Annotated in this window: 12 protein-coding genes; 1 reads left to right on the top strand and 11 read right to left on the bottom strand. The window is 59.3% G+C overall.

Annotated features, from left to right (window positions below):
• Positions 1-139 precede the first annotated feature (139 nt).
• From HNQ39_RS01910 to HNQ39_RS01885, 6 genes are all read right to left on the bottom strand, one after another.
• Complete coding sequence (locus HNQ39_RS01910) at positions 140-2,551, bottom strand: VIT domain-containing protein (protein ID WP_184192263.1); 2,412 nt, start codon at positions 2,549-2,551, stop codon at positions 140-142.
• Between the two features lie 16 nt (positions 2,552-2,567).
• Complete coding sequence (locus tag HNQ39_RS01905; protein ID WP_184192262.1) at positions 2,568-3,158, bottom strand: tetratricopeptide repeat protein; 591 nt, start codon at positions 3,156-3,158, stop codon at positions 2,568-2,570.
• A gap of 32 nt (positions 3,159-3,190) precedes the next feature.
• Positions 3,191-4,015 (bottom strand): HNH endonuclease family protein, encoded by an 825-nt coding sequence (locus HNQ39_RS01900; protein WP_184192261.1) that lies wholly within the window; start codon positions 4,013-4,015, stop codon positions 3,191-3,193.
• A gap of 6 nt (positions 4,016-4,021) precedes the next feature.
• Positions 4,022-5,374, bottom strand: coding sequence for an AAA family ATPase (locus tag HNQ39_RS01895; RefSeq protein WP_184192260.1), 1,353 nt, complete (start codon positions 5,372-5,374; stop codon positions 4,022-4,024).
• Between the two features lie 15 nt (positions 5,375-5,389).
• A complete protein-coding gene (locus tag HNQ39_RS01890) occupies positions 5,390-6,130 on the bottom strand; it encodes a hypothetical protein (RefSeq protein ID WP_184192259.1) in 741 nt (246 codons plus the stop codon).
• Positions 6,131-6,205: 75 nt separating this feature from the next.
• The gene (locus HNQ39_RS01885) at positions 6,206-7,396 is read right to left on the bottom strand and encodes a phosphoglycerate kinase (RefSeq protein WP_184192258.1); all 1,191 of its coding nucleotides are present in this window, start codon (positions 7,394-7,396) and stop codon (positions 6,206-6,208) included.
• A 57-nt stretch (positions 7,397-7,453) separates the two neighbouring features.
• Here HNQ39_RS01885 and HNQ39_RS01880 point away from each other — a divergent pair, with 57 nt between their 5' ends.
• On the top strand, positions 7,454-8,896 hold the full coding sequence (locus HNQ39_RS01880) for a hypothetical protein (protein WP_184192257.1): 1,443 nt from the start codon (positions 7,454-7,456) through the stop codon (positions 8,894-8,896).
• Positions 8,897-8,915: 19 nt separating this feature from the next.
• Here HNQ39_RS01880 and HNQ39_RS01875 read toward each other — a convergent pair whose 3' ends face one another.
• From HNQ39_RS01875 to HNQ39_RS01855, 5 genes are all read right to left on the bottom strand, one after another.
• The gene (locus HNQ39_RS01875) at positions 8,916-9,170 is read right to left on the bottom strand and encodes a hypothetical protein (RefSeq protein WP_184192256.1); all 255 of its coding nucleotides are present in this window, start codon (positions 9,168-9,170) and stop codon (positions 8,916-8,918) included.
• 14 nt (positions 9,171-9,184) lie between these two features.
• On the bottom strand, positions 9,185-9,775 hold the full coding sequence (locus HNQ39_RS01870; protein WP_184192255.1) for a hypothetical protein: 591 nt from the start codon (positions 9,773-9,775) through the stop codon (positions 9,185-9,187).
• Between the two features lie 94 nt (positions 9,776-9,869).
• Positions 9,870-10,814 (bottom strand): deoxyribose-phosphate aldolase, encoded by a 945-nt coding sequence (gene deoC / locus HNQ39_RS01865; protein WP_221289747.1) that lies wholly within the window; start codon positions 10,812-10,814, stop codon positions 9,870-9,872.
• A complete protein-coding gene (locus HNQ39_RS01860) occupies positions 10,801-11,385 on the bottom strand; it encodes a hypothetical protein (RefSeq protein ID WP_184192253.1) in 585 nt (194 codons plus the stop codon). The genes deoC and HNQ39_RS01860 overlap by 14 nt, the downstream gene beginning before the upstream one ends.
• Positions 11,382-11,963 (bottom strand): hypothetical protein, encoded by a 582-nt coding sequence (locus HNQ39_RS01855; RefSeq protein ID WP_184192252.1) that lies wholly within the window; start codon positions 11,961-11,963, stop codon positions 11,382-11,384. Before HNQ39_RS01855 ends, HNQ39_RS01860 begins: the two co-directional genes overlap by 4 nt.
• Positions 11,964-12,034 lie beyond the last annotated feature (71 nt).

Below are 12,034 nucleotides of genomic sequence, written 5' to 3'. Positions count from 1 at the left end.
CCTTCCACTCCCCATCTCCACCGCCCTTCGCTTGCCGGAGGGGGTCGCCGTCTCAGCGGCGGGGGGAGGTCAAAATTATTAGGACTATCCTATCACACCCACGCATCCCCCCCGGTGGGAGCGGGGGGGATGATCTGGACTACCCGAGCCGCACCTCCAGCGATGGCGCACCGCTGGCCCAGTGGCCGTTCTTGTCCACGAGTACCAAGCGCACGTGTGCCCCACGGATCTGGAGAAAGCCCAGCGAGCGCTTACCGCCTTGCTGTAGCAGCTCGTTGAGCGGGAGACGAACCGTCGGCACGGTGGGATTATCCACGAAGAGGAGGAGGACCAGCCCGCTATCGAGCTGGTAGGGCGGACCTTGTGGGTAGCGCACCTGGAGCGCGGTGAGAAAGTTACCCACGCTCACTGCCTTGGACCGCCCCGCCTTGCTGTCGTAGAGGAGTGCCTCGCCCTGGATAAAGTTTGGTACGCCCGAGAACGCGACACACTCCAGTGCGCCTCCTTCATCCAGATCGTAGGTACCGGAGTCGTCGGGCTCCCCGAAGAGCTCGCCTGCCTTGTGGGGATGCCTCGACCTTGCCTCTCCGCGTAGCCGCTCAAAGAATCCCTGTTTTGGGGCCGGTGTCACAGAGCGACAGATATCCGCGGTCCCCACAGGCATATCCACAAGCGATTTCAGGGCCATCGCTCCCAAGCTACCTCCCATAGACGAGGCACCTGCCCAGCCCTTTGGGTGGGCGTTGGCAATGGGAACCGATGCCGTCACCACCTGCCCCTGCTCTTTTCGACTGGCAGAAAAGGCGGTCAGGGAGCAGATCACCCCGGTGCGAAGAGACTCCTCGATCAAGAGCTTACGGAGAGAGGCAGAAGCGTCGCTCGCATAGATTTCGGGTAGCCCGAGCGCCTTCAGCGTGCGCCGAATCTCGTCGGACTGTACGTGGCCTGTGAGAAGATAGTCCAAGGCGTTGAGGCGTCGTACTCCCACCAGCGCCTTCACGGCTGCAGGGCCAGGCTGAGGAAGTGCCGTGGCGAGGACCTCTCCCTGGCTCTCCAGCGTAAAGGGTGCCTCCGTGGCCTCGGGAAGCTCTCCGACAACCCAGCGGGCTCGCTTCTGGGGAAGATCGCCCAGCTCCTGGGTAGACGTGCCCACTCTCAGGGTCAGCCCGGTGTGCAAGGGAGCGTCCCACTCCCGCAGGATCTTATCGAGTGCGGTGGTGATGTCGTCCTGCTCGGGGTCGCTGGTCAAGAAGTGGGCACTCCCGCCCCCTTTCTCCGTGAGCTGGTGGACAAGGTGGCTGTGGGGAGCGGCATCGATACAGATCACGCTCACACGCCGCCGCTGGTCGCGCCGTGCCTCGCGCTCCACTAAGCTCAGAAGCCGTCCCGTGTCCGTCACCTCCGCATCGGTGATGATCAGGACATGACGGGCCAGCTCCGTGCCAGCAGTCCGGGGGATACGGAGCGCTTGCTCCAGCGCCTCCCCCAGCTCGGTTCCTCCGGTATCCTGGTGCCGTTTTAAAAATCCAATTGCCTCACCGATAGCCTTTGGTGTGGCGAGAGAGAGCTCGGGGGAGAACCAGCGGCAGGTGCTATGGAAGAGCCCCAGTGCAAAGCGGTCTTGGGGTGTCAGGGACGAGAGAAAGCGGGTCAGGGCCTGATCGGCGGCGCGCCACTTTGTTCCCTGCATCGAGCCTGAGTGATCCACCAGGACAATCACCTCACGTGGGAGCCCCGCAGAAGATGCCGTCAGCGGTGGCGCGACCTGAGCGAGAAAGACATTCTCGTGGGTAAAGACACGCAGCCCGATCTGGCTCTCCGACGCGGCGGCGCGCCAGAGAATCACACAGTCCTGGTTGGGGAGGACGCTCTCCAGACGTAGGCTCAGCCCCTCGTCATTCACGGTGAGTGTCGGATGGTGGCTACTACACGTGGCACTTGTCGCCCCTTTGAGTGTCAGCTCGAGAGAAAAACGGTGTCCCGGATCGCGCAGGGTAAAGAGTGGGTTGCCCCGGGCGTGTGGCGAGCGCCGCTCCGCGTTTCGGATATAGCGGGGCGCGGTCGTCAGCGGCAGGCGCAGCGACCACTTGCCTCCCTCCTCCGCCTGCGCGAGCTGGACAAAGTGGGTCGTGACTTGCACCTCTTGGTCGGGGAGGATTCCAGCGACGTGGAGCGTGAAGACATCCGGCGACTCGCGTGTCACGAGCGCTGCCTGCCGCCCCTGGCTCTTGGCGCTCTGGTACTCTGCCTCCGCGGCGGCACGCTCCTGGAGCACGGCCACCAGCTCGACCTCGCCAAAGCGAATGGTCACCCCCAAAACGGCGGCGTCGCCGGGAAGGGGAAAGCGGTAGAGCGCCTCGATGGCTCCGTCAAACGCCGCTTTGGAAAACGCGAAGGTCTGCACCTGAGTCAGCTCCGCCAGGGGCCCGGCCACGATCCCGGTGACAGTCGTTTGGCGGAGGGGGACAAACCCTGTCACCCCCTCGCTCTGAATCTCCAGCACCGAAAACCCATCCAGCCGCGTGTTTGCAAACCGTGTTGTGTTCAGCATACCTACCTCCTTGATGCTATAAAGTGTCTACATACTCTTGCGCCCTTCGATGCCCTTGCGCTGCCGCCTTTCGCATCCAGTGCGCCGCCCAGCGTCGATTTTTCGCCACCCCGAGTCCTTCGTCGTAGAGGACTCCCAAGTTGTACTGCGCCTTTGCATCTCCTCTCTGCGCCGCATAGCGCATACAGCGAGCCGCTTTCTCAAGGTCTACTTCCGTGCCTTGCCCAAGCCAGTGCATCACCCCCATGTTACAGACAGCAGGCACATCGCCAAGTGCGCCCGCTTTTTTGTAGAGCGCCAGTGCTTTTTCTAGGTCTCGTGCAACCACTTTTCCCTCCTCATAGCACCGTGCTAGATTGAAGAGAGCCACCTGATGATCGCCTGCGGCGGCTTTCTCGTACCAGAAGAGGGCTTTGACTCGATCTTTTTCCACACCGAAGCCACTATCGTAGCAAAATCCGACCACATTCTGGCAGTGGACATGCCCCAGCTCCGCCGCTTGCAGAAGAAGAGGAAACGCCTTGCGGTAGCTCTTCCGCCCCCCGATACCATAGAAGAAGTTTTGCCCTAGCTCTGCGGGATCGGGTTGAGGGGTTTTCCGTTTCATTAGCTTCTCTATCGAATCACTGCCCCACTTTTCTAAACCACTACTTCATGCCAGTGCCACGTGAGCGCCTCTTCCGCATCTTGGAATAAGGTGACAAGTTCCGGGAGGGGATCGGGTTCATGGAGGACGTTGGACTTCATCTCCTCCCAAACAACCTGCCAGTTACATCCGAGTAGCGAGCGCTGAAGCTGGCGTAGCTCCTCCTCCGGTACTTCGGCTTGTTTTTTAGTTTTGTATTCTATGAGACGTGCCTTAAAGCTCCCGAAGGCATTCTCGCGAGCAGTTCTTAGTGAATCTCTCGTATTAAGTTTTAGAAAATCAATGGTGTGTTTCGCACGTTCGTATTCCTGTGTGCCTTCATCGGCGCGTGGCTCAAACCGGCACGAGGGGAAACGTAGACGGAGATACTGCAAGGGGTTTTCCTGCCGTGGGTGAATCAGAACGGGGTCTCCTGCAAGAGGCTCCTGATTTTCGAGAACACGATAGAGCTGGCCCGTATCGGCACGGTAGATGAGCACCGTGTTATTTTTGACGCGCTGACAGCTACCGCAAGCGGGAACAAAGTTAGCCCAGCGAAAGGTGAAATCCGTGTAGAGTGTTTTGGAGAGAAAGTGATCAATCGTATCCCCGACCGAGCTTTCGCAGTAGGCACAGCCGCGTGCTCCAGGCGCGATGGCCCCAAGAATCTCCCGAACCACAACAAACGCAGGCTCGGTCATGCGATTACGTGCCGACCACTCGGAGACAGCTTTCGTCTTGCGTTCCGCAAACGTCGGTAGGTCGTCGATACCCTGTTGCCACTGCGCCAGTTGGTTCAGTGTCTCAGCAGGCAAACTACGAGAGGGAAGCTGTACCATAAGACACTACTCATTCGCGAGCGCAGGAAAGGTTGCCCGAAGCTCTGCCTGTCTTTCTTTTTCTTCCGGCGTCAATGGTGTCTTGCGCTCCTTACGATTGAGTTGTGCAAGTTCCTCGATCATGTCTTCGCCTAACTCTGAGCGTGTGTCTGGCAGTCCGAAAGCAGGAGTATCGTAGGCATCGAGAATATCCCCATAGAGAATCTTATTTAGCTCCACTCTTTCTAGCATACGCCCTTCTTCATCGGAGCCAGGAGCAGGAAGTTTATACACACTCCCTCCCATCGCCGCCGCCTGACAAACAAGAGGACTATGTGTTGTCACAATAAACTGCATATTAGGAAATGCCCGACGGAACCAGAAACCAATTTTCTTTTGCCAAGTAGGATGAAGATGAGCATCAACTTCATCAATTAGAATTACTCCTTTACTAATAATTTTCATGCCATTATCTTCATAAAAGATTTCTTGATCTCTAAAATTCTTATTAATATGCCTAACAATATCTATAGCTAAGCTTAAAATCGACCTATATCCATCGGACAAATCTTCAATGTTGAGGTTGTTTGTGTTTTTATCAATAAGCTTAATACCCTCAGAACTCACAGATTCTATTTTTATATCACTAGGAAGAAAATCATTCTGGTTAATAAAGTTAATAATCTTCAACAAAATTTTTGACTCTTCACTATCCACACCGCTTTCTAATTCTTTAAATTTTAATTCTCTCAACCATGATAAGCTTTCATAAAGTGAATACTTCTCGCCAAATGCTGTGAGATACTGTTCATTTTTGCGGAATAAAGAACTTTGCTTTTCTATACTAACTTCTCCTCCTTCAAACCTCCGAAATGGCCCATAAGCGCAACAAAACATTCCTTTGTACGAGACAAAACCATGTCTATAATATTCCATCCTTGAGTTTTCATTTTCAATTTCAACATCAACATCTCCCACAATGCGTATTTGTATTTCGCTTATATTCCTATCTTCATCATAGACCAATTTAAATTCTGATTTTAAATTTGATTTATTATAAAATTTAGCATTACTCCTATATTTACCTAAATTAACCGATTTATCAATACGTATATCATCATACTCATCATCTATCAATATAGCAGCTGATGATTTTGAATCCAGAAAAGCATTAGATTGCCATCTATTCCAATCTTGACGCATTGCTGAAATAGTATCACGATCCATCACCATAATACTGAAGCATCTAACAACTGTAGTTTTACCAGTTCCATTTTCCCCAAGAAAAACATGCCAACCTGGGCAGTTTTTTTCTTCAACTTCCCAGGCTAGTTTTTTTATAGAACGGATATTTTCGATCTCAAGCTTTTTTATGTACATAGCATGACAATTAATCTAACCTGCAAAAGGCTTGTTTTTAGGAAGACCAAAGGCTGTTCGGATTGCGGCATTTTCGGGTTCCCAGTGAGGATAGGCACCATCGGCGGCGAACTGGACTTTTCGGCGCAGGGCATTGATCTCTTGCACCATCGTATCACGGCGACTTCGGGCGGTAGAGCGCTCTTCGGTGGTGGCAGACTGCGACGCATTAGCCGACTTCCAGGTGGCGATGGCGCTACGCAAATCCGCAGCGGCAGTGGTGGGGATTCCGGGGAGGGTATCTTGTGCAAGGCGGGTTGCAATGCCATTGACAAGGGCCTCTAAGTCGGCACGGTTGAGCGCGGTGAGCCGTCCGCCAATCCCATAGTCACGCAGGGCAAGGGGATCGCTGTCGGCGTATTTGACGCGGGCGGCGGCTTGGATCGAATAGACCTGCTGGAGCATGAGCTTCTTTGCATCGCCTTCGGTCTGAGCAGAGCGCTGCTTTTTACCAGCACCTTGGGCAACAATATCTGCCAGCTCACGGGCATCGGTGATTTTTTCCTCCAGCGCAGAGACAACATCGGCTCCCACACCTCGTGCTGTGAGCTTTGCACTGTGTTCAGGGAGCTTTGCCGTCTGAACAATCTGCTCCGAACGGGAGAGCTCGGCGCTCTGACGGCTGTTATAAAACCCCGACGGCTTGCGCGTGGGCTCCATACGCTTGTTTGCAGACTCGGTAGACTCGTTTTCTACAATCATCGTGTTGTCATCCATGATCCGACACCTCTTTGATAGAAAAGGGGCCTTCCCTTAGGAAAGCCCCAGAAGTCCCTTATTGTACCGAAGGACCTATTTGTCGTCAAGCGCCTCGACGCCGGGGAGCTTCTTGCCCTCCAGGAACTCCAGGCTCGCGCCGCCGCCGGTGGAGATGTGGCTCATCTTGTCGGCATAGCCCAGGAGCTCGACCGCCGCCGCGGAGTCGCCGCCCCCGACGATGGTCGTTGCGCCGTTGGCGGTTGCCGCTGCCAGTGCCTCCGCGATTGCCTTGGTGCCCGCCGCGAAGTTGGGGAACTCAAAGACCCCCATCGGGCCGTTCCAGACCACGGTCTTGGCACCGGCGATGATCTTGGCGAAGGCCACAGCGGTATCGGGGCCGATATCGAGCCCCTCGCGGTCGGCGGGGATCGCCTCGACACTCACGGTGATGCGCTCGGCATCGTTGGAGAACTCGGAGACCGTCACACAGTCCGTGGGGAGCGCGATCTTCGGGTTGCCCAGAAGCGTCTTGCAGAACTCCAGCGAGTCCGCGTCCAGCAGCGACTTGCCGATCTCAAAGCCCGCCGCCTTCACAAACGTGTAGCCCATCCCGCCGCCGATAATCAGCGTGTCCACTTGGGGAAGCAGGTTCTCGATCACCGGAATCTTATCCGCGACCTTCTTGCCACCGAGGATCGCCACAAACGGCCGCGCCGGGTTGATCACCGCGCCGCCCAGGTAGTCCAGCTCTTTTTGCATCAGCAGGCCACTAACACAGGGCTTGCCCGCCGCCTTGCAGACCGTCGCGACCCCCTCGGTGGAGGCGTGGGCACGGTGCGCGGCACCAAAGGCATCGTTCACGTAGACATCGGCTAGCTCGGCTAGCTTGGCGCTGAGCGCGGGGTCGTTGGCCTCCTCGGCATCGGTGAAGCGCGTGTTCTCCAGCAGGGCGATCGCGCCCGGTGCCGGGGTGACGGTCCCGATCCCCAGCGGGTCCTCTTCCGAGGCGGTCGCCAGGTTCACGGTCACGCCGGTCAGCGCCGCCAGCCGCTCTGCGACCGGCTTGAGGCTGTACTTGGCGCTGATCTTGCCCTTGGGGCGTCCCAAGTGGCTCATCACGGTCAGCGCCGCGCCCGCGTCTAGGAGCGCCTTGAGGGTCGGCAGCGCCGCCTCGATCCGTCTATCATCGGTAATGGCCCCGGAGTCGTCCTGGGGGACATTAAAATCGACGCGAACCAGCACCCGCTTGCCCGCGACCTCAACATCGGCAATTGTCTTCTTCATAGCGGCATTATTGTACCGCCCTGGGAACGTCAGAAGATTAGGAATCGTACAAAGTGAGTGCTCGATCTTGCCTGCTTTCGTCTGCTTGTCGCGCTCAGTGCAAAGCTGACCCTGCGTGGCTACCTTAATAGCAAGCCTGCCCTGCTCGGTGCGGTGCTGATGCTCTTGATTGGCGTTCCCACCACGCTACGGATCGCGCTCCACCTACAGCACTTCCCGCTCAGCACGACCCTCCTGGTGATCTTCGCCAGCCTCATCGCCACCCCGCTCGTCCTCACCTCCCTCCTCCCTGGCTCGGGTGACCCCGCACGGCTCTTGCACTACCCCATCACCCCGCGGACCCTGGCGGCGGCGCTGGCAGTCGGAGCGTTTCTGGAGCCGGTTGGGCTACTGATCCAGGCCCCCATCCTGCTGGCGCTCCCCGCGCACTTTGGCCTGAGCCTGCTCGTCCCCTTGGCTCTCCTGATCCTGTGCGGCCTGCTTCTGGGGCAGGTCACGCTCTTTCTGGGCGGGGCGCTCGCACGGAGCCGCCGGGTGCGCGAGGGGCTCTCGCTCCTGATCCCCTTCGTTGCAGCAGGCGTCCTGCTTCTGGTGGTGCGTGCCCCCGCCAAGGCCGCGACACCGGTGCTCCTGCCGCGCCCGCCCGCTCTGGCGCTCTCGCTGACACCGCCGGGCCTTGCCGCACAGCACGATCTTCTGGGGAGCCTTGGCCTCGTGGTCTGGGTGGGAGCGGCGTTTCTCCTCGCAGGACGGCTCGCGGCGGCGCGGGCGGGCGTGGAGACCGAGCGCAACAACGGTGCCCGGGTGGGGCTCTCCCCGCTCCGCTACCTCCGGCGTGGCCCGGCTCTGAGCATGGCGGGCAAGGAGCTCTCCTACTTCCTGCGCGAGCCCCGGCTCCGGGGGGTGCTCAGCCGCTCCAGCGCCGTGATGGTGGTGGTCGGGGTGATCACGCTCCATCCGGTTAATGTCTCGCATGTGCTCTGGGACTCGGTGCTGGGCACGGGGATCGTCCTCTATCTCGTGCTCTGGCTCCTGGAGCGGGCGTGCAACCAGTGGGGAACCGAGGCGGCGGCGGGTCGGCTTCTCTGGAGCTTCCCGGGTGTGCGCTGGCGCTGGGTCTTGGGCAAGAACCTGGCCCTCTTCCCGCTCCTGAGCCTGTGTGTTGGCTTCACCCTCACGGAGTACGCCCTGATCGCCCATCCCCCGGCAAGGGCACTGGCGGGCTTCTTTCTGACGGGCGGTCTCTGGATTCTGGGCGTGCTGGGGCTCGGCAACGTGGTGAGCCTCTTTCTCCCCTTCCCTGCGCTGGGAAAGGCCGCGCAGACCAACCCTGGCCAGGACTTCACCACCGGGCTTCTCTACCTCGTGATCGGGCTCGTGGCGGCCTATCTCACCGCGGAGCCCTGGCTCGCTCCCCTGCTCTGGGCCCTCTCCATCCCGCTCGCCGGCCACCTCCTCGCCCGCCGCGAGCCCCAGGTGATCGAGGCGCTGGCCCCCTGACCCCCACGGGTGGGGGAAGTTATAGAAGCCATAGGAGATCGTCGAAGGCCCCCTCCCGCACCAGGGGCTCGATCTCGCTCCAGAAGACAAAGGTCTGCCGCCCCTGCCCAATCTGACTGCTGATGCGGTAGCTCACCAGCAGCTCCCGAATCCGCGTGTGGATCGCCTCCAGCACCGCCGGGTCGCGCGCATCCGAGCGGCGCGGGGTCGCACGGGGACTCTCTTTGAGCATGTCGTAGGTACGCAAGGCGGCGGTCGCGATCTTCAGAGACATGGCACTATTCTACGTCATCGGGAGGTGCTTGTGAGTTTCTGTTTTAGGAGAGCGAGAGCTACCGTGATTCGTTCTGCGTAGCCCTGCGCCTCTTCTGGTTCCGCACGAGCCTGTGCCATTTGCTGGTACAGAACAAGTAGAGTAAGTGCCGTACATAGCATGCTGGCACTACTCTTTACAGAGCTATCGTTTTCGGCGGGGGTGTACCAGATGTCGCAACGCTCTAGGGCTTTATGGTACTCCGCGACGCGCAGAGGCTTGGCATTGGGATCACGTGCCAGCCAGCGACAGACCGCCTCGGCATCTGCCTGGCTCGCCTCTGTGTTACCTTGCTGGGAGTAGAGCCACGCGCGCGTGGCAAAGGTGGATGCCAGCCACTCAAACATCCAGTAGAAATCGTCGTCCACTTCACAGAGGGCATCCAGAAGCCGCTTTGCATCGTCGTAGGCCTCCAGCGCGATCAGCCACCAAGCGCCATGGAGCATGTCACGGAAGCGATTAAAATTGGTCGGAGAGAACGCCGCCGCAGATTTGGCGAGATACTGGCGACAGAGGAGATTTTCCACCCGAAGCGCCGCAACTTCCCCTTGAACCCGCTCTGTCAAGCGTAACTTCTCTACCTTGGTCATCAACTAACCCTATAGGCCCATTCATGGGTCTTGCCGCAACAGCAGGCCGATTTAGCCGCCTGATGAATAATCACGCCATGGGGTGACGGTTGTAGGCGGAGTAGCGGCCGGTGACATGGTGTTCCAATTGGCGCTCGATGTCCGAGAGGAGCGACGAGGCACCGATTCGGTAGCGGTCGGGCTTGGTCCAGGCGACGCCGAGCTCTTCTTTCATGAGGATCAGGCCATCGAGGGATTGTTTTGCAGTGCGGATGCCGCCCGCGGGCTTGAAGCCGACCACGTGACCGGTGCGCTCGTGGAAGTCGCGAATCTGGCGGGCCATGATAAGGCTATTGCCCAGGGTCGCGTTGGTAGGCTCTTTCCCGGTGCTGGTCTTGATAAAGTCCGCGCCCGCCATCATGCAGACAAGGCTCGCCCGCGCGACATTGGTGAGGGTCCCCAGCTCGCCGGTCGCGAGAATGGTCTTGAGGTGAGCATCGCCGCAGGCCTCGCGGAAGGCTCGCACTTCGTCGTAGATACCCTGCCAGTCCTGTAAGAGCACTTTACGGCGGGAGAGGACGATATCGATCTCTTGCGCCCCGGCCTTGACGGACTCCTTGATCTCGGCGACGCGCAGATGAAACGGGGAGAGGCCGGCGGGAAAGCCGGTGGAGACCGCGGCGACCGGGATGCCGGAGCCCGCGAGCGCCTCGACTGCGGGGGCGATCATGTCGTGGTAGACACAGACGGCTCCAACCGTGAGCTTGGGGATCTCCAGCGCATCGAGGATATCCTGGCGCACGGGCTGGCGGGCCTTGGCGCAGAGTCGGCGCACATTGCCGGGGGTATCGTCGCCAGAGAGCGTGGTTAGGTCCATGCAGGAGATCGCCCGCAAGAGCCACGCGGCCTGCCAGTCCTTCTTGACACTGCGGCGGCCAGGAAGGCTTGCCACACGCCGCTCGACCGCGGGGCGATTGATCCGCGTGGCAGCGACCCACTCCAGGTCGAGGGGCGTTCCGGGGTTACGATTTTCCATCCCAGTCCCTCCACAAGCGGTGCGCGTAGGCCGCAGCTGGGGCATCGGACGTGCACGCGATCATCATCCCGATCTCATCCGGGAGGAACTCACGCAAGGCCTTGGCCGACTCTTCGTCGTCCACGGGCAGCAGCAGCGCGCTCGCGCCGCACTCCACCGCAAGCCGAGCCAGCGACTGACGCTCCAAGGGTTTGAGCTGCTCCCACGGCAGCCAGAGGGTCACCTCCGAGTCCGTGGGGGCGGCGGCATCGACCACGGTCTGCACCGCATCAGCCACGAGCAGCTCCGCGCCGGACTTGAGGGCGGAGAGGTTGGGAAAGAAGATCAGCTCCGTGGCGCCATCGGCGGTCGCCATCGCGGCCTCGATCCCGAGCGCCTGCGTGTTGGCGGCTCCGTGCGGCCACCCGATCACGGTCGCCACCTCAAGGCCACTCTCCAGCACATCCGCGACCCAGGTCGGCAGAACGCAGGCAGTCTCGGCGGTCTCCGCAAACTTCTCACAGAGAGCCACGGCCTCACGCCGCGTCGAATCCGGGCGCAAGAGGGCCACGGTAACAGGTTTGGTACTCACGCCGGTATTGTACCGTCTCCCCCTCGCCGAAACCGCTCAGCCGCCTCTCGCATCTCTTCGGCACGGTTTCGCGCCGTCTCCCAAATGTTCTCCGCCAGGTCGCGAAAGGTAACTTTAGGCGAGAAACGCCAGGGAGGCAACGCCTTGACGCGGCGTTTACAGAACTCGATGGTCACCACTCCCACGATACACCCAAGCGGCCAACCGATGCACCAGCGTGGCTCGCTGGTCACGACGGCAAGCCCGAGGCAGACGACACTGGCAATAAACGGTAGGAAAAGCCATAGAGGACGCCGATGCGGAACATTTTCCGTGAGCCCCCAGGCAGCCCCCTCATGCGTATCACACATTGCCTCAATTGCCCAAAGGAGATTCATAATGAGATTCTCTTCGTCCGATAGAACCTGAACTAAGGGAATGTCAGGGTCCTGTGGTGCCCCCATGCGCGTTAAAATGTTTTGTAAGGCGTCCTCAGCGAGGCCGTAGCGGTAGGCGCGCTCCCACTCTCGTTGATAGAGATTTGGCGCAATATCAACAGGGAGCCGTCCTTTGTTTGGTGTCATACCCAGCTCATCCAAGCAATCTTCACCCCGGTCTTCATCCCAGCACTTCTGAACGCACTGGCGGACTTCTTCGTCGGTGAGCGGCG

Origin of the sequence: Armatimonas rosea, assembly GCF_014202505.1 — a bacterium.
GTDB lineage: Bacteria > Armatimonadota > Armatimonadia > Armatimonadales > Armatimonadaceae > Armatimonas > Armatimonas rosea.
Note: the sequence above shows the minus strand (reverse complement) of the source record. Positions and strands in the feature narration are given on the sequence as shown.